The sequence below is a fragment of the Mycolicibacterium wolinskyi genome (genome assembly GCF_002101965.1).
Classification (GTDB): domain Bacteria; phylum Actinomycetota; class Actinomycetes; order Mycobacteriales; family Mycobacteriaceae; genus Mycobacterium; species Mycobacterium wolinskyi.
In genome coordinates this window covers 77,511-99,849 of sequence record NZ_LQQA01000007.1, presented here as the reverse complement: position 1 = coordinate 99,849, position 22,339 = coordinate 77,511, and the positions used below count along the sequence as shown (strand labels likewise).

Below are 22,339 nucleotides of genomic sequence, written 5' to 3'. Positions count from 1 at the left end.
CGCCGATGACTGATGCATCGCCGCCACCCGCCATCGACGCAGTCCCACTGAGGCATCCGTGGCGGTGGGTGGCGGCGGTTGCTCTTCTCGTCCTGCTCGGGCTCTTCGTCTACGGCGCCGCCACCAACGAGGCGTACGGGTGGGATACATACTGGAAATACCTGTTCGACCAACGTCTATCAGAAGCTGCGTGGAACACCCTGCAGCTCACCATCTTCTCGATGGTGCTTGCCGTGGTGCTCGGCGTGATCCTGGCGGTGATGCGACTGTCGCCGAACCCGGTGCTCAAAGCGGTTTCGTGGACCTATCTGTGGATTTTCCGCGGAACGCCGGTCTATGTGCAGTTGGTGCTCTGGGGTCTGGTTCCGGTGCTCTACCAGAACATCAAGCTCGGGGTGCCCTTCGGGCCGACGTTCTTCGAGTTCAGCCTCTCCGACCCGAACTTCTTCATGCTGGCGATTCTGGGGCTCGGCCTCAACGAGGCGGCTTACATGGCCGAGATCATCAGGGCCGGCATCAACTCCGTGCCCGAGGGCCAGTCGGAGGCCTCGACCGCACTCGGCATGTCATGGCCGATGACGATGCGTCGCACGGTGTTGCCCCAGGCGATGCGGGTCATCATCCCGCCGACGGGCAACGAGTTCATCAGCATGTTGAAGACCACGTCGCTCGTGACGGCCGTGCCGTACAGCTTCGAGCTGTACGGGCGGGCGCGCGACATCGGCGTTGCGCTGTTCCAGCCGATACCGCTGCTGCTCGCCGCGTCCACCTGGTATCTGGCGATCACCAGCATCCTCATGGTGGGGCAGTACTACCTTGAGCGGTATTACGCGCGTGGTGCGTCACGGAAGCTGACGTCCAAGCAGCTCGAAGCGTTGGCCAAGGCGCAGATGGGAGAGCCGCATCCATGACCGCGATGGTCCGCGCCGAGAACGTGTGCAAGAACTTCGGCGCGCTGCAGGTGCTCAAGGGCGTGACGCTTGAGGTCGGTAAAGGCGAGGTGTTGTGCCTCGTGGGCCCGTCCGGCTCGGGTAAGTCGACATTCCTCCGCTGTATCAACCACCTCGAGCAGGTCAACGCCGGTCGCCTCTATGTCGACGGTGAACTCGTCGGCTACCGGGAACGCGGCGGCAAACTCCATGAGATGCGTCCGAAGGACGCCGCGAAGCAGCGCCGTGACGTCGGCATGGTGTTCCAGCACTTCAACCTGTTCCCGCATCGCACGGCGCTGGAGAACATCATCGAGGCGCCCATCCAGGTCAAGAAGGTGAAGAAAGCCGCTGCGGTGGCACGGGCCAAGGATCTGCTCGATCAGGTCGGCCTGTCGGCCAAGGCCGATGCCTACCCGGCCCAGCTTTCGGGCGGCCAGCAGCAGCGGGTGGCGATCGCGCGTGCGTTGGCGATGAGTCCGAAGCTGATGCTGTTCGATGAGCCGACCTCGGCGCTGGACCCCGAACTCGTCGGTGAGGTGCTCGGAGTGATGAAAAAGCTCGCCTCAGAAGGCATGACGATGGTCGTGGTCACGCATGAGATGGGTTTCGCCCGTGAGGTCGCCGACAAGCTGGTGTTCATGGACGGCGGTGTGATCGTGGAGAGCGGTGAGCCCCGCGAGGTCATGAGCAATCCGAAACACGAACGCACGAAAGCCTTCCTGTCGAAGGTGATGTAGCTTCGATTGGGTGGCTTCGACGCGCTCAGCGGTATTCGTCTCCGCCCCCGAACTCCGTGAGCTCATCGCTGCGGGCGATCCGGTCACGGTGCTCGATGTGCGCTGGACTCTCGCCGAACCCGACGGCGAGCAGGCGTATTTGGCCGGCCACCTCCCCGGCGCCGTGTACGTCTCGCTCGAGTCCGAGCTGGCCGACCATCAGGTACCGGGCCGCGGCCGCCATCCATTGCCGTCGGGTCGCGACCTCGAGGCGGCGGCCCGGCGCTGGGGTGTGCGGACCGGCGTGCCGGTGATCGTCTACGACGACTGGAACCGGGCGGGGTCGGCTCGCGCGTGGTGGGTGCTCACCGCAGCGGGGATCGCCGACGTACGCATACTCGACGGCGGCTTGGCGGCCTGGATCGCTGCGGGCGGCCCGCTGGAGACCGGCCCGGTCACCCCCGAACCCGGAGACGTCGACGTGGTGCACACCGACCTGTATGCCGGGGCACGCCGCACGTTGACTGCCGAACAGGCAACGTCCGGCGTAGACGTCCTGCTCGACGCGCGGGCACCCGAACGGTTCCGCGGCGACGTCGAGCCCGTGGACGCGGTCGCCGGTCATATCCCCGGCGCGACCAATCTTCCGAGTACGGGGCTGCTCACCGAGGATGGCGCGCTGCTTCCCGACGCCGAACTCCGGACGTTGTTGGCCGATAAAGGTGTGACCGGTCGTGGCGCCGTGGGTGCGTACTGCGGCTCGGGTGTCACGGCGGCCCTCACCGTGGCGGGGCTCGCGGCGGCCGGGGTGGACGCCGCGTTGTACCCGGGTTCCTGGTCGGAGTGGAGCTCTGATCCGGATCGGCCCGTCGCACGCGGAGCGCAGTAGTTCTTCGGCTCTCGATCGGTGCGGGTTGGGTGCACTCGGCGACTTTATGCTGAGCAAATGCAGCCGCGACCCGACCCGGTTACGCCGCTGTGGCGCGCTGCGCAGGTGTTTCGCCTGCTGAGCTGTATCTACGCGCTCGGCTTTCAGATCGCGGTCAACGGGGATCTGGAGCGGCCCGCGCTCGGGTGGGTGCTGTGCGCGGTTCTCATCGCCTGGAGCATCGCGTGCGCGGTCGCCTATCTGAAGGGTTTCGGGCGGCGCACCGCGTGGGTGATCGCCGAGATCGCGGTCGTCGTGGTGTTGATGTTGTCGACGGAGATCGTCGCGACCGATCAGTGGGTGGCCGACAATCAGTCGTGGCCGACCACGCTGTGGGCCACCAACGCGACCATCTCGGCCGCCCTGCAGTTCGGCCCGGTGGGCGGCATGGCCACCGGGCTTGCCGTGATGGCCACTGCCGCCGCACTGAAGGGCTACGTCAGCGTCAACCTCGGCCGCAACGCCACGATCGTCATCGAGTTGGCCGTGGGCCTCGCGGTCGGAATGGCCGCACAGACCGCGCGGCGGGCGCACGCCGAGCTGGAACGGGTCGCCCGGCTGTCGGCAGCACTGGAGGAACGGGAACGACTGTCCCGGCGGGTGCATGACGGGGCGATCCAGGTACTGGCCCTGGTCTCCCGGAAGGGTCGCGAAATAGGTGGCGAGACAGCGCAACTGGCCGAACTCGCCGGGGAGCAGGAACGTGCGCTACGCCGCTTGGTGAGTGCGACCGATGCCGGGGCGGGTTCCGACTCCGGTCCGCTGACCGACATCGGCGCCATGCTGCGCACCAGGGCGTCCGACCGGGTCTCGCTCAGCCTGCCCGCCGAACCGGTCCTGCTCGAACATGCCACGGCCACCGAACTGTTCGCGGCCGCCGAGAACGCGCTCGACAATGTGGCTGCCCACGCCGGTGCCGACGCCTGCGCCTTCGTGTTGCTCGAGGATCTCGGGGATTCGGTGACGCTGAGTATCCGTGACGACGGGGCAGGCATTCCGGACGGCCGGCTGGCCGAAGCAGAACGACAGGGCCGGCTCGGGATCTCGAAATCCATTGTCGGCCGGATGGATTGGCTGGGCGGCAGCGCGCAGCTGACGACGGGACCGGATTGCGGCACCGAATGGGAGCTGACTGTGCCACGTCCGCGGAAGGGGGAGTGATGTCTGACGGCGGACTGAGAGTGATGGTCGTCGACGACCATCCGATCTGGCGTGACGCGGTGGCGCGCGATCTTGCCGACGACGGGTTCGACATCGTGGCAACGGCAGACGGGGTGGCGTCGGCAGGTCGGCGCGCCGGCGTGGTGAAGCCCGATGTCGTGGTGATGGACATGCGGCTGGCCGACGGCAGCGGTGTACAGGCCACCACAGAAGTGCTTGCGGTGTCGCCGTCGTCGCGCGTACTGGTGCTGTCGGCGTCCGACGAGCGCGACGACGTGCTGGAGGCGGTCAAGGCCGGAGCCACCGGGTACCTCGTGAAAAGCGCGTCCAAGGCGGAGCTGGCCGCAGCGGTGCGGGCCACCGCGGAAGGCCGCGCGGTGTTCACCCCCGGCCTGGCCGGACTGGTCCTGGGTGAGTACCGGCGCATCGCGCAACGGCCCGATGACGGGCCCGCGACACCGACGCTCACCGAACGCGAGACCGAGGTGTTGCGTTACGTGGCAAAAGGCTTGACGGCCAAGCAGATCGCCACCAGGCTGTCGCTGAGTCACCGCACCGTGGAAAACCACGTGCAGGCGACGTTCCGCAAGCTGCAGGTGGCCAACCGGGTCGAGTTGGCCCGTTACGCGATCGAGCACGGCCTGGACGAGTAGTCCTACTCATCTCAACGGGTCGATCTGCTGCCACGCTGACACCATGACCGAACCGCAGCGCGCAGTCATCGCCCGGCTGTCGGCGGATTTCGCCGCCATCTCCGCGTATATGGCCAGGGCATCAGCAGACCTGACCGAGCTCGATCGGTTACTCGCTTCGCGGCCCGCACCTACTGCGCCGCACTGGGTTCCGGCGCAGTACCCGGTGTTTGCGCAGCCGCAGCCACCCGCGTATCCACCGGTGGCACCCCCACCGCAGCCGCGACCGCAACCGCGGCCCGAGCGTTCGGAAGGCTGGATCGGTAAGGCGCTCGCCGTCGCGGGTGTCGCGGTCACGCTCATCGGCGTGGTGCTGTTGCTGGTCCTTGCCGCACAGGCAGGCATCCTGCGCCCGGAGTTCCGGGTGGCCGCAGGCGCGGCCCTGGCAGTCGCGTTGATCGCCGCCGCGCATTGGCTCTACCGCAGGCCGGGTGGTCGCGTCGGCGCCATCGCGTTGGCGGCGACCGGTATCGCGGCCGCGTATATGGATGTGATCGCCGCGACGACGATCTACGACTGGTTGCCGGCCGGGGCCGGACTTGCCTTGGCGGCCGGCATCGGCGGCGGCGGTCTCATGCTGGCCAGGCGCTGGAACTCCGAGCACCTCGGCCTGCTCGTACTGGTGCCGTTGATCGGGCTGGCCCCGGTGATCACCGACGGCATCACGCTGCTGCTGATCGGGTTCATGCTCGCGCTCACCGCGGCGTCGCTGCCGGTGCAGTACGGCCGGGACTGGATTTGGATGTACGCGGCGCGTACTGCCGCGAGCACGGTCCCGCTGATGCTCGCGCTGGCGTCGGCCGCGTTCGGCAATCGCGATGATCTACCACTGGCATTCGCGTGCGCGCTGGCCGCCGTGCTGGCGATCGCCGGTGGTCTCGTGCTGTTGCGAGCCACGGCCAAACCTGCCGCGATGGCCGTGCTCGCAGCCCTGGGAGTGGTTCCGCTGCTGTGCGTTTCGGCCTGTGTCGATCGAGTGCTCGCGGCCTTGATGATCGCTGCGCTGGCCGCCGGCCTGCTGGCGGTCGTGGCGCTCGGTGATCGATTGCCCGGAGTGGTGCCTGCCGTGCGTCGCGCGTGGGGCGCACTGTCGGCGGTCGCGGCACTGATCGCGGTGATCGTCGCGTTCGACGGCGTGGTGGCCGGGCCGGTGCTGTTGGCGATGGCGATCGTGGTCGCGGTCATCGGCAGGCGCGATGTGCTCGCCCGATGCCCGGCCATCGGGTTCGGGCTGTGCGGCGGTGCGTTCTACCTGGGCTACGCACCGCCACACATGTTGGCCCATGCAACGGAAACGACTGGCGGGGTGGCCGTTTCGGTGCTGATCGCGAGCATTCTCGTCATCGGTGCGACGCTGGCGATCGGGTGGCCGTTGGCGCAGGCGTCGGATGACGACACGGTTCGCGTGTTGTGGATCGCGGCGGGCGCGGCGATCGGATATGCGGTCACGACGTTCACCGTCACTGCCGGTGTGCTCATCGGCGGTACCGGCGGTGGGTTCTTCGGTGGTCACATGGCGGCGACCATCTGCTGGATCGCGGCGGCGGCGGGCCTGTTCACGTACGCCGCCCGGCGGCCGAAGAATCGGCGTTCATCGGCGATCGGTGCGGGCCTGGTGCTCGTGGCGGCGGCGATGGCCAAGTTGTTCCTGTTCGACTTGGGCACGTTGGCGGGCATCTTCCGAGTGGCGGTGTTCATCGTCGTCGGTCTGGTGCTGCTGGGCATGGGGGCCGGGTACGCGCGTCTGCTCAGCCAGCACAACGAGCCCGGGCCGGGCCAGGCGCCCTCGGCGTGATGCCTGCCACATCGAACTTAATCTGGATTGATTCCAGATTAAGCGTTGTTGGAAGTGGCATGAGTACACGTCGAACCGAATCGGAAATTCAGGGCTACCAGGCCTCTCCTGAGCTCAGCAACAACCTGCAGCAGGTTCTCCTCGACCTGATCGAACTGGGGCTCCAAGGCAAACAGGCACATTGGAATGTCGTCGGCACCAACTTCAGGGACCTGCATCTGCAACTCGACGAACTGGTCGACTTCGCTCGCGAAGGCGCCGACACCGTCGCCGAGCGGATGCGCGCGCTGGACGCCGTGCCGGACGGCCGTTCCGACACCGTTGCGGGCGGTACGAGCCTGCCGGAATTCCCGGCCTACGAGCGCAGCACCGATGAGGTCGTCGATCTCATCGCAACCCGGGTCTACGCGGCGGTCGACACCATGCGCAGGGTTCACGACGACGTCGACGCCGAGGACCCGACCACGCCCGACATCTTGCATCAACTGATCGACGGGCTGGAGAAGCTCGCCTGGCTGATCAAGTCGGAGAACCGCAAGATCTAGTTGAGGGTCGGGCGGACTGCCGAGGCGGTGTCCGCTTCGCCGGTGATCTCCAGCGAAGCGCGCACCGCCTCGTCGTCTCGCCGGCCGACGAGATACCAGGTGCGCATGACGCCCTTGCCCTTGACTTCGACTTCGCCGCGTTCCTCGAGGAGGAATGTGGGAAGCAGGCGGTCATACACGTCCTGCGGCACCTGGATTCGGCCTTCGACGTCGGTCGTCTCCATGCGCGATGCGACGTTGACGGCGTCGCCCCAGACGTCGTAGAAGAACTTTCGGGCTCCGACCACCCCGGCGACGACGGGGCCTGCGGCCAGGCCGATCCGGAGGGGGACCTCGCGGCCGTGCGGATCTTTCAGATCGGCGACGGCCTCGGCCATGTCGAGTGCCAGGCAGGCCAGCGCTTCGACGTGATCGTGCCGGGGCTGCGGAACCCCGGCGACGACCATGTACGAATCACCGCTGGTTTTCACCTTTTCCAGGCCGTGGCGATCGACCAGGGCATCGAGGTCGGTGTAGAGGCGGTCGAGAAACCGCACGAGATCGGTCGGCGTGGTGTCACTGGCTCGCTTGGTGTAGCCGGCGATGTCGGCGAACAGTATCGAAGCGTCGTCGTACTTGTCGGCGATGATGGTGCGCGACGGATCCTTGAGACGGTCCGCGATCGTCGCGGGAAGTATGTTGGCCAACAGCTTTTCGGAGCGCTGGTACTCGGCCTCCATCGCCTCTTCGGCGCGACCGATCTCGCGAAGCGAATACCAGACCGTCGCGACCACCATGACCGCCGCCGAAACCGTCGACATGATGAACCCGACCGTCAGCGTCCATGGCGGGCCGAGTCCGCGATCATCGGGCACGAGCAGCTCGAGCGCGATGGTCGCCGCGACGCCGAACGCCACCAGGAATGCGGCCAGCACGATGCGTTCGATGCCCAGCACGAGGACGACAAGCGACGCCGCCACCAGGAAGTAGAACTGCAGCCCCGATCCCGTGCCGATCTCGTAACACAGCAGGGTCACCGAAACGTAGGCGATCGCGAAGAAGGTCAGCGGCGCAATGAGTTCGCCGAACCGGTAGAGCAGCGGCACCAACACGAACAGCGTCGCGAAGGCCAGATTGAGCAAGCCGAACTGCCAGATCTGCCCACCGATCGCGAGTTGGAAGACGCCGAACGCGGCCGAGACCGCTGCGGCGATCCACGTGGCGATGGTCAGTACGCGCAGTCGGCTGGCGACGCTCTCGGCGTAGTGCCGAGTGCGGGCGGGCACGCGGTTGTCCAGCGCCAGCTCGGGCATGCACACCGAGCGCCGAAACTCGCTGACCACCACAGACGCAAGCGTATCGCCGCGAAGACGCGCGTCGGCCGACATTCGTGAAGACGGTCACACCGCCTCTACCACGGTCCAGCAAACTCTTACGGCCCAGGATGTGTCAGAATGGGTTCTTCCAGTGAGTGCGGCGTGGGGCGTCGCTGATCTCCCGGGGGACTTTGAGCGTGGACCGTACGTGGATGCGCAATACGGCCATCGGCTGTGCCATCGCCTGTGGCGCCATGGTGGCGGGGCCCGGTGTCGCCGGCACGGCAGTTGCGTCAGCCGATCTGTTCGGCATCGACCTCGACATTCTGGACATCTTCGATCACAAGGACAAGAAGAAGAAGTCCGATCACGGCGCCAAGGTCGGCGCGCAACAGAACGGCGGATCGAAGAAGACCGGGGGACCGGGCAACGCGGGCCCCAAGAAGGCGGCCCGCCCCGATCCGGGTGGCGCTAGCCAGTCCGCCGGGTCGGCCGACCGCGCGCCCGAGTCGGCAAACGCACCGGAATCGGTGACGTTCGGCGGCGCGGGCCAATCGCCGCCCGCCGCCGTCTCCGGAGGCGGTGGTGGCGGCGGCGGTGTGCCGACCAACAGCAACATCGGCCGGGCACCCAACCTGGCACCGGTGCCAACGACGCCGAGCAGCCGCGGCATCGTCATCCGGGCCACTCCTCCCGCTGCGCCGGTGCCCGTGGCTCCGGTTGCACCCGCTCCCGTCGTCCTGCCGCCGGTACCGATTGCCCTGCCGCCCCTGCCCGCCGCACCGTCCGGTGGTGGCGCGCCGTCCGCGCCGGCTGTCCCCAGCCCGAACGCACCCGCCGTCGAGCCGCCGAGCGCCCCGCCGCTGGCATCGAATCCGTCTGCACCGCAAGTGATTCCGGATTCGTTCCGGATCGGCTACGCGGATTACCTGCGGACCGCGAGCACCTCGGACCTGCTGTTCGCAGTGTTGCCAGGGGTCGCCGGATTGGCGTTGCTCACCGCCGCGGGTGGCGCGATCGGCTTCCGTCAGGCCCGCGCCGCGCAGACGCTCCCGTCACCGCAGATCGCACGATTCCTGCCGTAGCAAGCGCGTCACGAGACCAGGGCCGCGACGGCATCGACAACCACCCGGCGTTGCGCGTCGGGTGAGGCGATGTCGACCGCGGCGTCGAACTCGGGCGTATTCGAACTCCAGAAGCCCGACAGGTGCAGCACCAGTCCGAGCAGCACGCTGGGTGCGAATCGATCGGGAAGTGTGCCCGCACGTTGCGCGGCGCTGATCGCCTCGATCTTCGCGGTGTTGCTCGCCACCACGATCGGAAGCAGGTCAGCTGTGCTGGCGCGCTCCAGTCGGTACCACGTGGCGATGCGCTGTACCCAGGGCCTGCGCCGGTACGAGTCGAACAACCGGCCCGCGTATTCCGGCAGGTCTGTCGCGTCGATGGGCACTTCGTCGAGGGTTACGCGGCACATGTCGTCGAACACCGCGTCGAACAGACCGTCCTTGCTGCCGAAGTAGTGATAGATCTGGGCCTTGTTGGACTGGGCCGCGGCAGCAATGCGGTCGACGCGGGCGCCGGCGATGCCATACGTCGCGAACTCGTCACGGGCGGCCTCGAGGAGGCGCTGTCGGGTGGCTTCGGCATCTCGCACCATATTCACAGGTTATCAACTGACTGTTTAGTTGACAGGCGGGCTGGCCGCGAGTTGACTGAACTCGTTATCAACAAACTAGTTAGTTAGAAGGTGGCCAATGTCTGGTTCCGAATCTCTCGTGTTCCTGGTCAGTGGGGCATCGCGCGGCCTCGGGCTGGAGATCGTGCGCGCGGCTCTTGCCGCCGGGCACCGGGTAGTCGCCGGTTCGCGCGGCAGTTCCGCACTCGACGAGCTTGCCGGCGACCGCCTCGTGGTGGTGCCGCTGGACGTCACCGACGACACTGCCGTCGAGGAGGCCGTCGCGGCAGCGGTGGACCGCTTCGGGCGTCTCGACGTTCTGGTCAACAACGCCGGCTATGCCAACCTCAGTGCGATCGAAGACGTCGACCTCACCGATTTCCGCGCCCAGATCGATACCAATCTGTTCGGTGTCGTGCGGCTGACTCAGGCGGCGCTGCCGGTGATGCGCGCGCAGCGTTCGGGCCGGATCATCCAGGTGTCGTCGGTGGGCGGGCGACTCGCGACACCTGGACTCGGCGCGTACCAGTCCGCCAAATGGGCGGTCGGCGGTTTCTCGTCGGTGCTCGCGCAGGAAGTCGGCCCGCTGGGGATCACGGTGACCGTGCTCGAACCGGGTGGGATGCGCACCGATTGGGCCGGATCGTCCATGGCGATCGCCCCGATACGGCCGGAGTACGCCGAGACCGTCGGGGCGATGGCCGCCCGGCACAGCTCGGGAGAGGTGACCGCGGCCAGCGATCCGGTCAAGGTCGCGAGGCTCGTGCTCGACGTCGTCGGACTTGAGGACCCGCCGTTGCGGCTGCTGGTCGGCGCGGACGCATACAAGTACGCCACCGCGGCCGGACGCGACCTACTGGCCTCCGACGAGAAGTGGCGCGCGCTCAGTGAGTCGACGACGGCCGACGACGCGTCAGCCGCGCAATTGGATCCGCTGGGGCAGCGGTGATGAGTGCCCTCGGTGAGATTCGAACTCACACTGTACGGGTTTTGAATCCGTTTCCTCTGCCAGTTGGGATACGAGGGCGTGCGCACCGTTCGGTGCTGCGGCCTACCACCATAGAGGATGCCCCCGCGGTCGCTCATCGGTGCCCACCACGACACAATGTCTCCCATGACCGGGTCATCGACAGACTCTGACAAACCGCGCCGCGTGCTCGTTGCCGAGGACGAAGCGCTCATCCGCCTCGACCTCGCCGAGATGCTGCGCGAAGAGGGCTATGAGGTCGTCGGTGAGGCCGGCGACGGGCAGGAGGCCGTCGAGCTCGCCGAGAGCCTGCGGCCGGATCTGGTGATCATGGACGTCAAGATGCCGCGTCGCGACGGTATCGACGCCGCGTCGGAGATCGCCAGCAAGCGCATCGCGCCGATCGTGATCCTCACCGCGTTCAGTCAGCGCGAGCTCGTGGAACGGGCGCGTGACGCCGGGGCCATGGCCTACTTGGTCAAACCGTTCAACGTCACCGATCTGGTTCCGGCCATCGAGGTCGCGGTGAGCCGGTTCGCCGAGATCGCCGCGCTGGAAACCGAAGTCGCGACTCTGTCGGACCGGCTCGAGACGCGCAAGCTCGTCGAACGCGCCAAGGGCCTGTTGCAGAGCAAGCACAAGATGTCCGAACCCGAGGCGTTCAAGTGGATTCAGCGCGCCGCGATGGACCGTCGAACCACGATGAAGCGTGTCGCGGAGGTGGTTCTCGAAACGCTGGAGGACCCTGCGGACGGGGCCCCGTCGAGCTAGCCGAAATACCCGCCGGCTGTAACAAATGCGTTTCCGTCAATTGGTTCCTGCTGGTCATCCAAGCGACAGCCGCGCTTCAATTCCTCAACATCCCGCACTACGGCCGGTCGTTGGCTATGTTCTACCCGAAGCATCGACGCCGGCCCCCGTACGGGTGCTGGCGTCGGCGCCGCTGACAACACTGACCCGGAGGTGAAGCGTGCGCAGTCGCGTGGCACGGAAAGCATTTGCTCTCGGTAGTGCGGGTGTGGTTGCACTTGCCATTGCCGGCTGCAGCCAATCCACACCTGAGGAAGAAGCAGCCCAGACCAATTTGAGGATCGTCGAGAAAGTCCAGATCGACGAGAACGGCGCCGAGGTCAAAGCTGCCGAGGGTGTTGCCCCCGCCGATCCCGCCGGGGACGGCAAGGCCACCTGCCCGCCCGTGATGATCGCGATGATGGGCGCGCTCAACGGACCGGACGCCGCACTCGGCATCAACATCAAGAACGGTGTGCAGCTTGCGATCGACAAGCACAACGCCGCCAACCCCGGTTGCCAGGTGCAGCTGAAGACCTTTGACACCGAAGGGGATCCGCAGAAGGCCACCGGTGTGGCCCCGCAGATCGTCGACGAACCGTTCATCATCGGTCTGGTGGGGCCGGCGTTCTCCGGCGAGACCAAAGCCACCGGTGACGTGTTCAACCAGGCCGGGCTGGTGGCCACGACGGCCTCGGCCACCAACGTCACGTTGAGCGAGAACGGCTGGCGGACGTTCTTCCGCGGCCTCGCCAACGATGGTGTGCAGGGTCCATCGGTGGCCAATTACCTGAAGAACACGCTCGGCCACAAGAAGGTGTGCGTGGTCGACGACAGCACCGACTACGGCCTCGGTCTCGCCGAAGCCGTGCGCCAAACCCTTGGGCCGGTTGCCGATTCGGCATGCAACATCTCGGTCAAGAAGGGCGACAAGGACTTCTCGGCGGCGGTCACCCAGATCAAGGGTGCGGCACCCGAGTCGGTGTTCTACAGCGGCTACTACTCCGAGGCCGCGCCGTTCGTCCAGCAGCTCAAGGACGGCGGTGTCGAAACGACGTTCGTCAGCGCGGACGGCACCAAGGATCCCGAGTTCGTGAAGCAGGCCGGCGAATCGTCGAAGGGCGCGCTGCTGTCCTGCCCGTGCGGCCCGGCGACCGGTGCGTTCGCCGACGAGTACACCCAGAAGTTCGGCCAGGAGCCCGGCACGTACAGCACCGAGGGCTATGACCTCGGCACGATCCTGCTGAAGGGCATCGATTCCGGCGCGATCACCCGGGACGCACTGCTGAACTACGTCCGCAACTACGACGGCCAGGGCGTCGCCCGTAAGTACCAATGGACCGACAAGGGTGAGCTGACCACCACCCTCATCTGGATGTACGACGTCCAGTAGTCCACCAGACGAGACGCGTCCGAGGCCGCAACAGGGACTCGGACGCGTTTCGTTTCACCTCGCTTATCAGGGAGTCGCCACCGGATGATCCATCAGTGCGTCGACCAGTACGTCTGCCTGGCTGACAACATCAGCTTCAACCTAGAGGGCTTGCGAAACGGCTTCTGGCAGTTGACGATCGACGGCCTCTCCTGGGGCGCGATCTACGCGCTGGTGGCAGTGGGATACACGCTGGTGTTCGGCGTGTTGCGGCTCATCAACTTCGCTCATTCCGAGATCTTCATGCTCGGCATGTTCGGCGCCTACTTCTGCCTCGACGTGATCCTCGGCTTCACGCCGAGCGGCAACGCCTACAACAAAGGCATCGCGCTCACCGTGCTGTATCTGGCGATCGCCATGTTGTTCGCGATGCTGGTCTCGGGATCGGCGGCCGTCGGCCTGGAATTCATCGCCTACCGTCCGCTGCGAAAACGCAACGCGCGCGCGTTGACGTTCCTTATCACGGCGATCGGTATGTCGTTCGTGCTGCAGGAATTCGTGCACTTCGTGTTGCCGAAGCTGCTCAAGGGCTACGGCGGAAGCAATGCGCAGCAGCCCATCACCCTCGTTCAGCCGAAGACGCAGTTCACCATCTTCGGCGCGACGGTTTCGAACGTGACGCTCGTGATCATCGGCGCGGCACTGGTGTTCGCGGTGCTCACCGACATTGCGATCAACCGCACCAAGTTCGGCCGCGGCATCCGCGCGGTCGCGCAGGATCCGACCACCGCGACGCTGATGGGCGTCTCGCGCGAGCGGATCATCATGACGACGTTCCTGATCGGCGGGCTTCTGGCAGGGGCCGCGGCGCTGCTGTACACCCTCAAGGTGCCGCAGGGCATCATCTATTCGGGTGGATTCCTGTTGGGCATCAAGGCATTCTCGGCCGCGGTGCTCGGCGGCATCGGCAACTTGCGAGGCGCGCTGCTGGGCGGTCTGCTGTTGGGAATCATGGAGAACTACGGGCAGGCGGTGTTCGGGACCCAGTGGCGCGACGTCGTCGCGTTCGTTCTGCTCGTCCTGGTTCTGCTGTTCCGGCCGACGGGCATACTCGGTGAAAGCCTTGGGAAGGCGCGGGTATGAGCGACAAGCACACATCCGAAACCAGCAGCCCGGTCACCAGGACGCTGTTGGCGCCCGGTGACGTCCTCCGCGACTCGTGGTCGACGTTGCCGCGCGTGGCCAAGTGGGGTGTCGGCCTCGTGGGTTTCACGCTGCTGGGCCTGCTGCCGCTGTTCACCCCGAGCTTTCTGAACACCCCTGGCATCAGCTTCGGCGGCACGATGGCGCAGTTCGCGATGATCGCCATCATCGCCATCGGCCTCAATGTCGTCGTCGGCCAGGCCGGCCTGCTCGATCTCGGCTATGTCGGTTTCTACGCCGTCGGCGCCTATACCGTCGCGTTGCTGACGAGCCCGGACAGTCCGTGGAACAAGATGGGGCCCGACGGCTTCTTCAGCAAGGACTGGGCGTGGCTGTCGTGCGTTCCGCTGGCGATGGCCGTGACCGCGCTGGCCGGCCTGATCCTCGGCACGCCGACCCTGCGGCTGCGCGGTGACTACCTGGCCATCGTCACCCTGGGCTTCGGCGAGATCATCCGACTGCTCGCCGACAATCTGTCCGACATCACCAACGGGTCGCGTGGCCTCAACCAGGTCGCCTACCCGCGGGTGGGGGAGAGCGAGACGCTGCCCAACGGTGTGTTCTCCAGCGGTAACTCGACCGGCGTGGCCAACTACGGCACGTGGTGGTTCTGGCTCGGCCTGGTCTTGATGGTCGGCATCCTCCTTTTGGTCGGCAACCTGGAACGCAGCCGGGTGGGCCGTGCCTGGGTCGCGATCCGCGAGGACGAGGACGCCGCAGAGGTGATGGGCGTCAACACGTTCCGGTTCAAGCTGTGGGCGTTCGTGATCGGCGCCGCGATCGGCGGGCTGTCCGGTGCGCTGTACGCGGGCCAGGTCCAGTACGTCGCGCCACCGACGTTCAACATAATCAACTCGATGCTGTTCCTGTGCGCGGTCGTGCTCGGTGGGCAGGGCAACAAGCTTGGCGTGATCTTCGGCGCGTTCATCATCGTCTACCTGCCCAACCGCCTGCTCGGCGTGCATTTCCTCGGGATCAACATGGGAGACCTGAAGTACCTGTTCTTCGGGCTCGCACTGGTGGTGTTGATGATCTTCCGGCCGCAGGGCCTGTTCCCGGTACGTCAACAGCTGCTGACGTACGGCAACTCGGCGCGTCGATTGTTGCGGGCGACGCCGGTCAAGGAGGGGACGTCGTGACCGAACCGCCGCAAGTGGCCGAAGAGACGATCGAAGAACTGGCGGGCGTCCACCGCGAAATCAACGCCGCCGAAGGCGAGGTGCTGCTCGAAACCCATGATCTCACCGTCAAGTTCGGTGGGCTCGTCGCGCTGGACGCCGTCACGTTCAACATCCGCCGCGGTGAGATCCTCGGCCTGATCGGCCCCAACGGCGCAGGCAAGACCACCTGCTTCAACGCCATCACGGGTGTCTACCGGCCCAGTTCGGGATCGGTGTCGTTCGACGGCGCACCGTTGGGCAGGATCAAACGGCACCAGATCACCCGGCGCGGTATCGCCCGCACCTTCCAGAACATCCGGTTGTTCGGTGAGATGACCGCGCTGGAGAACGTCATGGTCGGCACCGACGCGCGCCACCGCACGTCGGTGCCCGGTGCGTTGATCCGCTCGCCGCGGCACCGTCGCGAGGAGAAGTCGGCGATCGAGAGATCAGCTGCATTACTACACTTTGTGGGCATCGCGCACCGCGGTGAGGAGAAGGCGAAGAATCTGCCGTACGGCGACCAGCGCCGGCTCGAGATCGCCCGCGCGCTGGCCACCGAACCCAAGCTGCTGTGCCTCGACGAGCCTGCCGCCGGGTTCAACCCGAGCGAGAAGGCCGCGCTGATCGACCTGATCCGAAAGATCCGCGATGACGGCTACACCGTGCTGCTGATCGAGCACGACATGCGTCTGGTGATGGGCGTCACCGACCGCATCGTGGTGCTGGAGTTCGGCCGCAAGATCGCCGACGGCCTGCCCTCTGCGATCCGTGAGGATCCGAAGGTCATCGCCGCTTATCTGGGGGTGCCCGATGACACCGTCTGACACTATGTCCGACCCGCAATCCGGGTCCGCCCGGCCGGTCCTGCTCGAGGTGCGCGACGTCGTCGTGCACTACGGCAGAATCCAAGCGCTGCACGGAGTTTCGCTCGTGGTTCACGAAGGTGAACTCGTCACGCTGCTCGGCTCCAACGGCGCGGGCAAGACCACCATGATGCGGGCCATCTCGGGCCTGCGGGCGCTGACATCGGGTTCGGTGTGGTTCGAGGGACGTGACATCTCACGGGTGAAGGCGCACCGCCGCGTCACCGACGGGCTCATCCAAGCACCGGAGGGTCGCGGCGTGTTCCCCGGCATGACGGTGCTGGAGAACCTCGAAATGGGCTGTTATGGACGCAAATTCGCGTCCAGGCAGGAACATGCCGAGCGTCTGGACTGGGTGCTCGAGACGTTCCCGCGGCTGGCCGAACGGCGGACTCAGGTCGGTGGCACGCTCTCCGGCGGGGAACAGCAGATGCTCGCGATCGGCCGGGCCCTGATGGCCCGCCCCCGCGTGCTGCTCCTCGACGAGCCGTCGATGGGGTTGGCGCCCATGGTCATATCGCAGATCTTCAAGATCATCGCCGACATCAACGCACAGGGCACCACGGTCCTGCTGGTCGAGCAGAACGCGCAACAGGCACTGAGCCGGTCCGACCGGGCCTACATCCTCGAGACCGGCAACGTCACCCGCACCGGGAACGCCAAGGAACTGCTGCAGGACGACAGCATTCGCGCGGCCTATCTCGGTGTCGCCTGACCGCAGCGTGATGGTTCTCAAATCGATCCTGCTGTTCGTCCTGGCGGCGGTGCTGGAGATCGGCGGCGCTTGGCTCGTGTGGCAGGGGGTACGCGAGCACCGCGGCTGGCTGTGGATCGGTGCGGGCATGATCGCGCTCGGCGCCTACGGCTTCGTCGCGGCATTTCAGCCCGACGCCCATTTCGGGCGGGTCCTGGCGGCCTACGGTGGCGTGTTCATCGCGGGCAGCTTGGCGTGGGGCATGGTGGCCGACGGCTTCCGGCCCGACCGGTGGGATGTCGCGGGCGCGCTCGTATGCCTCGTGGGCGTCGGATTGATCATGTACGCCCCACGCTGACGCGGTTCAGGCCAGATGTGCGCTGTCGTCGTCGAGGTCGTGGCGGCTCAGGCCCATCGGGGTGACAACCGGCACGTCACCGGCGGCCACGACCTGACGGGTGATCGGGGTCAAGGCGCCGAACAGTCTCTCGACCTCGTCGTCGGTCAGCGTGTCCAGTGCGCGCAGCGCCAATGCGTCGGTGCGATCTTCGACGGCCTGCTTGGCCGCGCGGCCGCTTTCGGTGAGCTCACCCTCGCCGTCCAGCCAACCGCGTTGACGCAGTGACTCGGAGTAGTGCTGCCACTGTTCGTCGTCGTAGTCGCGGCTGCGCATGATCATGTCTCGCGGCACCCGCCCCGCCGCGGCGTGCAGCACGTTGCATTCCCGGCCGCTGATCCCTTCGGCGGCAAGCACCGCGACGTGCGCGTCGCCGCGCTGCTCGCGCAGCAGGGTGACGGCGTGCCAGAGCATGGCTATCGGATCGTCGGGCCAGTCCAGCGCCAGGTTGGCGGCATAGAGCGGACGGCCGTCGAGGGGAGCGGACCGCGCGGCTTTGGCGGCGAGTTCGGCCGCCGTGCGGGTGGCGTCGCCATCCGTCACACCGGACCGCCGCAACGCTGCCACCGCGGATTCGAGGCGGACCGCCAGAAGCGTTGCCGGAGGGGCGATGTCCCAGGCGGCCGGCAGCGCCTTCGCCACACGTTCGGCGGTGAAGTTGTAGAACACCGCCGTGACGACTTCGGGCGGCACGATCCCGAACGGCGCCGACCGTGCGGCGAAGTAACCCATCCAGAATCCGCGATAGCCCAGCGCCTCCAGTGCGGAGCGGGACTCCGGGGCGAAGTACGTGACAGCGTGTACCGGTTCCAGGCGGTCGAAGAAACGACGCGCCAGCGATGGCGTGCGACCCACGCCGTCAGTTAACCACTGCCCTCATCACTGTCGGCGACCGCGGTCGCCGCCTCGTCGATGATCGCGCGCATGGCGCGTTCGGCCGCGTCCTCGTCACGCAATCGGATGGCGCGCGCGACCTCGTCGTGGAGTTCGATCGCCGCCGGGTTGGGGATCTCGGGCATCATGCCGTGGTGGGTGCGGCCCGTCAGCACCTCGGCGACGACGTCGTTGAGCGCACGGAACATCTCATTGCCGCTGGCCTCGAGCAATGTGCGGTGAAAAACCTTGTCGGCCAGCAGATATGCTTCCAGATCCCCGGCTCGCCCGTGCACCACCATGTCGGACACCGCGGCAGCCATGATGCGGCATTGGTCGGGATTGGCCCTGCGCGCCGCCAGCGCCGCGGCCGCAGGTTCGAAGCCGCGGCGCAGTTCGGACAGCGACACGAGTTGCGCGGCGCGGTCATTGGATTCCAGGCGCCACCGAATCAGCCTGGGGTCGAAGACGTTCCAGCTCGTGGCCGGCCGGATGGTGATCCCGACCCGGCGGCGGGATTCGATCATGCCCATCGACTCCAGCACGCGGATCGCTTCACGCGCGACGCTGCGCGACACGCCGTACTGGGCGCCCACGCCTTCGAGGGTTAGCACGTGGCCGGCGGGGAATTCCCCGGACACGATCGCGGTGCCGAGCGCAGTCAACACGTTGCCGTGCAACGCGCCGACATTGGAGGGCGAGGACACATATACATCCTGTCATACGGTTCAGTGATGAGATAAAAACAGATCAAAGGGAGATTCTCTTGCAATGATCTGACTTTTGAGCCATGCTGTGTGACGGCAGGCACAACAACGAGGTGGAGCGGATGGGATCACCGATCGTCGTCATGGGCGTATCCGGGTCGGGCAAATCAACCGTCGGAGCCGCTTTGGCGCAGCGGCTACGCGTGCCGTTCGGGGATGCCGACGATTTCCACCCACCCGCCAACGTCGCCAAGATGACGGCCGGCCATGCCCTGGACGACCAGGACCGGTACCCGTGGCTCGAGGCGATCGGCGAGTGGCTCGCAGACCACGAAGACGGCGGCGTCATGAGCTGCTCGGCGCTCAAACGCAAGTACCGTGACCAGCTTCGGCGGCACTGCCCCGACGTCCAGTTCCTGCATCTCACCGGATCTCCTGAGGTCATCGGCCGCCGCCAAGCCAGCCGCCCGGGACACTTCATGCCCCCGAGCCTGCTGGCATCCCAGTTCCAGACCCTCGAGCCGCTCGACCCCGATGAGGCGGGTATCGCCATCGACGTCGACCAGAACATCGACGCCATCATCGACAGCTACGTCACCCGAACCGCCACCCGCTCAACCGAACAGGAGAACCGATGAACTCCGCCCTCAGCTATCTGGCGGCCGATCCCGAACTGGCACAACCGGTCGCCGCGGGGTGGCAACTGGTGTTGGCCGCGCTGGCCGGCATCGCGTTGATCGTCGTACTGATCACCATCACCAAACTGCATCCATTTCTCGCCCTGATCTTCGGCGCGCTGGCCGTCGGGGTGGTCGCGGGGGAGAACGTCGGCACGGTGCTGGAGTCGTTCGGCGACGGATTCGGCAGCACGGCAGCAAGTGTCGGCATCCTCATCGCGCTGGGCGCGATGTTCGCCAAGCTCCTCGCCGATTCTGGAGGCGCCGACGAGATCGTCGACACGATCGTCGGTCACGCCTCACCCCGTGCGTTGCCGTGGGCGATGGCGTTGGTGGGCGCCATCATCGGCCTGCCGATGTTCTTCGAGATCGGCCTGGTGCTGTTGATGCCGGTGATCTACCTCGTCGCGCGCCGTTCGCAGCTGTCACTCATCACCGTCGGGATCCCGGCACTGGCCGGCCTCTCGGTCATGCACGGCCTGGTGCCACCACACCCCGGGCCGCTCACGGCCATCGGCCTGCTGAACGCCGACCTGGGTGTCACGCTGGCACTGGGTGTACTCGTGGCCATCCCGACGCTGATTCTGGCGGGCCCGCTGTTCGGTACCCTCGCCGGCCGCTGGGTGGTACTCGACGCCCCGGACCGGTTCACCACCACCGAGCCGTCGTCGTCGGGCGGCGGTACCACCGCCACCGGGTCCGGCCCGGGCACAGCCACCGAGACCGCCACCGAGACGAGAGTTCGGCCGAGTTTCGGCATCACCATCTTCAGTGTTCTGCTGCCGGTCGCGTTGATGATGGGCAAGGCGCTAGCCGACATCTTCATCGAGGACGAAGAGAACCCGGTGCGGGTCGCATTCGACATCCTCGGCCGTCCCTTGATGGCGCTGCTGATCGCCGTGGTCGTCGGAATGTTCACCCTCGGCCTCGGCGCCAAGATGACGCGGGATCAGATCGTGAAGAGCGTCGAGACGTCGCTTCCGCCGGTGGCAGGAATCATCCTGATCGTCGCGGCGGGCGGCGGTTTCAAGCAGGTCCTGGTCGACACCGGAATCGGAACCCTGCTCGCCGAGTGGGCCAAGGGCGCCAACGTCTCGGTGATTCTGCTGGCGTGGGTCCTGGCGGTGCTGATCCGATTGGCGACGGGCTCGGCGACGGTCGCCACGATCACGGCATCGTCGCTCATGCTCGGGCTCGTCGAGGGCATGAGCACCGGCGAGGTCTCGTTGGTAGTGCTTGCCGTCGGCGCCGGCTCACTGTTCTTCTCCCACGTGAACGACGCCGGGTTCTGGCTGGTCAAGGAGTACTTCGGGATGTCGGTCGGCCAGACGATCAAGACCTGGTCGATCATGGAGACCGTCTTGTCGGTGGCCGGCCTGATCTTCGTGCTGTTGCTCGGCCTGGTGATCTGACCGCACGTACGGCGAGGCCCCCAGTCCCACCGGGACCGGGGGCCCCATCGATACCGGCTGTCAGCGCCTGACGACCTGGGTGCCGCCGGCGAGGTCGTCGTGCTTGCCCTGCTTTGTGGGGCTGCCGCTCACGGTCACCGCGATCACGATGATGGCGACGACTCCGAGGAATCCGCCCACGAGCGGGATGATCGGCAGCAGCGTGAACGCATTGCGGATCGCCGACTGGGCCGCGGTCGGCTTCGGTGCCCCACCCGGGCCCTGCACCGCCAGCCCGAGCATCTTCTTGCCCGGCGTCCAACCCTGGGTCACTTCGAAGCCGACGAAGTACACGAACATCAGGAGCCCGGTGAACAACCCCGTGACCCAGTAGCTCGACAGCGAATCGGTGAAGAAGGCCAAGAAGAAGGCCACGATGCCGACGACGATGCCGTCGATCACGCGCGCGAAGAAGCGCCGCGCCAACCCACCCGGCGCCTGCGTGCGGTACGGGGGTTGCGCCCCGTACGGCGGCGGATAGCCACCCGGTTGTCCGTAGGGTCCCGGTTGCGGCTGGAAGTCACCCGTTGTCATGCCTCAAAACTACCGGTCACCGCCGCTGATCGAGCTGGCTTCGCGCCCGGTCGGCGAGCGCCGCGCTGCGTTCGCGAGCGGTCTCCGCCAGTTCGGGTCCACGTTCGCGGGCGACGTCGGCCAGTACCGCGCCGCGCTCGCGGGCGGCATCGGCAAGCACCCCGCCACGCTCACGTGCCACGTCGGCAAGGGCAGCGCCGCGTTCACGTGCCGCTTCGGCCAGTTCCGGCGCGTGCTCGCGGGCAACCTGCGCGAGTTCGCTCGCCCGCTCGCGTGCGACGTCGGCGAGCTCGCGTCCCCGTTCCGCACCGACCGCCAGGCCGTGACCGATCTTCTCGACGACCGGATTGTCGGCGAGCGAATCACTCGCCGCGGCCCCGGCCGGGAGTGCCGCCGCAACCGTCGCGGTGACCTTCTGCGCGGCGTGACGTCCGCGCCAGGCCAGTCCCGGCTTACCCGCGGTGTCGGCCGCGGCGATGATCAGTCCGCCGATCAAACTGACATCGGTGAGGAAGGCTTTGCGCTCATCGGCTGCCCGCTGCGGATCGGTCTCTTTCCAAAAACTGTGTGCGCCAAGGCTGCCGGGAACCACGCTGAGAGCCAGCGCGGCAGCGGTCAGGCGGGGGAGCCTGCCGGTGGCGAGCAACAACCCGCCCGCGACCTGAACCATCCCGTTGACCCGGGCCACGGTTTCGGCATTGGTCGGCACATTCGGCCCAACGGGAGCGGGCAGCATGCTCAGCGCGCCCAGCGTCGGGCGGGCGGCGTCGGCGGCGGGCTTCGGACGGCGCAGGGCATCCACTCCGCGCGCGATGAACGTGGCCGACAACATGGGTCGAGCGATTCTTCGGATCAACATGCGGGTAGGGATTCCCCGAAAGCGCCCGTGCAAACCTGAGCGGCCACGTTG

The 22,339-nt window shown here is 66.7% G+C and carries 24 protein-coding genes and 1 tRNA gene; 18 read left to right on the top strand and 7 right to left on the bottom strand.

The window, feature by feature from the left end:
- The first annotated feature begins 5 nt into the window (after positions 1-5).
- The 7 genes from AWC31_RS06575 to AWC31_RS06545 are packed head-to-tail and all read left to right on the top strand — an operon-like array spanning position 6 to position 6,769.
- Positions 6-911, top strand: coding sequence for an amino acid ABC transporter permease (locus tag AWC31_RS06575; protein ID WP_067845547.1), 906 nt, complete (start codon positions 6-8; stop codon positions 909-911).
- A gap of 5 nt (positions 912-916) precedes the next feature.
- Positions 917-1,669: an amino acid ABC transporter ATP-binding protein gene (locus AWC31_RS06570; RefSeq protein WP_165765924.1), complete on the top strand. Its 753-nt coding sequence runs from the start codon at positions 917-919 to the stop codon at positions 1,667-1,669.
- A 10-nt stretch (positions 1,670-1,679) separates the two neighbouring features.
- Positions 1,680-2,537 carry a sulfurtransferase gene (locus AWC31_RS06565; protein ID WP_067845562.1) on the top strand — a complete coding sequence of 286 codons (858 nt, stop codon included), beginning with the start codon at positions 1,680-1,682 and terminating at the stop codon, positions 2,535-2,537.
- 57 nt (positions 2,538-2,594) lie between these two features.
- The gene (gene macS, locus AWC31_RS06560) at positions 2,595-3,737 is read left to right on the top strand and encodes a MacS family sensor histidine kinase (protein ID WP_085143517.1); all 1,143 of its coding nucleotides are present in this window, start codon (positions 2,595-2,597) and stop codon (positions 3,735-3,737) included.
- Complete coding sequence (locus AWC31_RS06555; RefSeq protein ID WP_067845576.1) at positions 3,737-4,390, top strand: response regulator; 654 nt, start codon at positions 3,737-3,739, stop codon at positions 4,388-4,390. Before macS ends, AWC31_RS06555 begins: the two co-directional genes overlap by 1 nt.
- Positions 4,391-4,433: 43 nt before the next feature.
- Complete coding sequence (locus AWC31_RS06550; protein ID WP_085143516.1) at positions 4,434-6,224, top strand: DUF2339 domain-containing protein; 1,791 nt, start codon at positions 4,434-4,436, stop codon at positions 6,222-6,224.
- Between the two features lie 59 nt (positions 6,225-6,283).
- On the top strand, positions 6,284-6,769 hold the full coding sequence (locus tag AWC31_RS06545; protein WP_085143515.1) for a Dps family protein: 486 nt from the start codon (positions 6,284-6,286) through the stop codon (positions 6,767-6,769).
- Here the strand turns inward: AWC31_RS06545 and AWC31_RS06540 are convergent.
- Positions 6,766-8,061: an adenylate/guanylate cyclase domain-containing protein gene (locus tag AWC31_RS06540; RefSeq protein ID WP_067845901.1), complete on the bottom strand. Its 1,296-nt coding sequence runs from the start codon at positions 8,059-8,061 to the stop codon at positions 6,766-6,768. The genes AWC31_RS06545 and AWC31_RS06540 overlap by 4 nt on opposite strands.
- Positions 8,062-8,276: 215 nt before the next feature.
- Between AWC31_RS06540 and AWC31_RS06535 the strand changes: the two genes are divergently transcribed.
- Positions 8,277-9,149, top strand: coding sequence for a hypothetical protein (locus tag AWC31_RS06535; protein ID WP_234816748.1), 873 nt, complete (start codon positions 8,277-8,279; stop codon positions 9,147-9,149).
- A gap of 8 nt (positions 9,150-9,157) precedes the next feature.
- Here the strand turns inward: AWC31_RS06535 and AWC31_RS06530 are convergent, their stop codons facing one another.
- Positions 9,158-9,721, bottom strand: a complete 564-nt coding sequence (locus tag AWC31_RS06530) for a TetR/AcrR family transcriptional regulator (protein ID WP_085143514.1) — start codon at positions 9,719-9,721, stop codon at positions 9,158-9,160.
- A gap of 97 nt (positions 9,722-9,818) precedes the next feature.
- Between AWC31_RS06530 and AWC31_RS06525 the strand changes: the two genes are divergently transcribed.
- The gene (locus tag AWC31_RS06525; RefSeq protein WP_085143513.1) at positions 9,819-10,688 is read left to right on the top strand and encodes an SDR family NAD(P)-dependent oxidoreductase; all 870 of its coding nucleotides are present in this window, start codon (positions 9,819-9,821) and stop codon (positions 10,686-10,688) included.
- A 4-nt stretch (positions 10,689-10,692) separates the two neighbouring features.
- Here AWC31_RS06525 and AWC31_RS06520 read toward each other — a convergent pair.
- Positions 10,693-10,766: transfer RNA gene (locus tag AWC31_RS06520), tRNA-Leu, on the bottom strand.
- A gap of 87 nt (positions 10,767-10,853) precedes the next feature.
- Between AWC31_RS06520 and AWC31_RS06515 the strand changes: the two genes are divergently transcribed.
- The 7 genes from AWC31_RS06515 (at position 10,854) to AWC31_RS06485 (ending at position 17,148) form a co-directional block, all read left to right on the top strand.
- The gene (locus AWC31_RS06515) at positions 10,854-11,477 is read left to right on the top strand and encodes a two-component system response regulator PdtaR (RefSeq protein ID WP_067845624.1); all 624 of its coding nucleotides are present in this window, start codon (positions 10,854-10,856) and stop codon (positions 11,475-11,477) included.
- A 199-nt stretch (positions 11,478-11,676) separates the two neighbouring features.
- The gene (locus AWC31_RS06510; RefSeq protein WP_067845625.1) at positions 11,677-12,888 is read left to right on the top strand and encodes a branched-chain amino acid ABC transporter substrate-binding protein; all 1,212 of its coding nucleotides are present in this window, start codon (positions 11,677-11,679) and stop codon (positions 12,886-12,888) included.
- Between the two features lie 84 nt (positions 12,889-12,972).
- Positions 12,973-14,010, top strand: coding sequence for a branched-chain amino acid ABC transporter permease (locus AWC31_RS06505; protein ID WP_085143512.1), 1,038 nt, complete (start codon positions 12,973-12,975; stop codon positions 14,008-14,010).
- Entirely contained in the window at positions 14,007-15,209 is a 1,203-nt protein-coding gene (locus AWC31_RS06500; protein WP_067845627.1) for a branched-chain amino acid ABC transporter permease, read from the top strand. Before AWC31_RS06505 ends, AWC31_RS06500 begins: the two co-directional genes overlap by 4 nt.
- Positions 15,206-16,057, top strand: coding sequence for an ABC transporter ATP-binding protein (locus tag AWC31_RS06495; RefSeq protein ID WP_085143511.1), 852 nt, complete (start codon positions 15,206-15,208; stop codon positions 16,055-16,057). The genes AWC31_RS06500 and AWC31_RS06495 overlap by 4 nt, the downstream gene beginning before the upstream one ends.
- 4 nt (positions 16,058-16,061) lie before the next feature.
- Positions 16,062-16,811 (top strand): ABC transporter ATP-binding protein, encoded by a 750-nt coding sequence (locus tag AWC31_RS06490; protein ID WP_085143510.1) that lies wholly within the window; start codon positions 16,062-16,064, stop codon positions 16,809-16,811.
- Positions 16,812-16,821: 10 nt separating this feature from the next.
- Positions 16,822-17,148, top strand: coding sequence for a YnfA family protein (locus AWC31_RS06485; RefSeq protein WP_067845904.1), 327 nt, complete (start codon positions 16,822-16,824; stop codon positions 17,146-17,148).
- Between the two features lie 6 nt (positions 17,149-17,154).
- Here the strand turns inward: AWC31_RS06485 and AWC31_RS06480 are convergent, their stop codons facing one another.
- Both AWC31_RS06480 and AWC31_RS06475 read right to left on the bottom strand, forming a co-directional pair.
- Positions 17,155-18,042, bottom strand: coding sequence for an SCO6745 family protein (locus AWC31_RS06480; protein WP_085143509.1), 888 nt, complete (start codon positions 18,040-18,042; stop codon positions 17,155-17,157).
- Positions 18,043-18,050: 8 nt separating this feature from the next.
- A complete protein-coding gene (locus AWC31_RS06475; RefSeq protein ID WP_085143508.1) occupies positions 18,051-18,767 on the bottom strand; it encodes a FadR/GntR family transcriptional regulator in 717 nt (238 codons plus the stop codon).
- Between the two features lie 122 nt (positions 18,768-18,889).
- Between AWC31_RS06475 and AWC31_RS06470 the strand changes: the two genes are divergently transcribed.
- Together AWC31_RS06470 and AWC31_RS06465 are read left to right on the top strand one after the other, a co-directional pair.
- Positions 18,890-19,405: a gluconokinase gene (locus AWC31_RS06470; protein ID WP_067845907.1), complete on the top strand. Its 516-nt coding sequence runs from the start codon at positions 18,890-18,892 to the stop codon at positions 19,403-19,405.
- On the top strand, positions 19,402-20,856 hold the full coding sequence (locus tag AWC31_RS06465) for a GntP family permease (RefSeq protein WP_067845634.1): 1,455 nt from the start codon (positions 19,402-19,404) through the stop codon (positions 20,854-20,856). Before AWC31_RS06470 ends, AWC31_RS06465 begins: the two co-directional genes overlap by 4 nt.
- A 60-nt stretch (positions 20,857-20,916) precedes the next feature.
- Here AWC31_RS06465 and AWC31_RS06460 read toward each other — a convergent pair whose 3' ends face one another.
- Positions 20,917-21,429, bottom strand: coding sequence for an RDD family protein (locus tag AWC31_RS06460; RefSeq protein ID WP_085143507.1), 513 nt, complete (start codon positions 21,427-21,429; stop codon positions 20,917-20,919).
- Positions 21,430-21,445: 16 nt separating this feature from the next.
- Positions 21,446-22,288, bottom strand: coding sequence for a DoxX family protein (locus AWC31_RS06455; protein WP_085143506.1), 843 nt, complete (start codon positions 22,286-22,288; stop codon positions 21,446-21,448).
- Positions 22,289-22,339 lie beyond the last annotated feature (51 nt).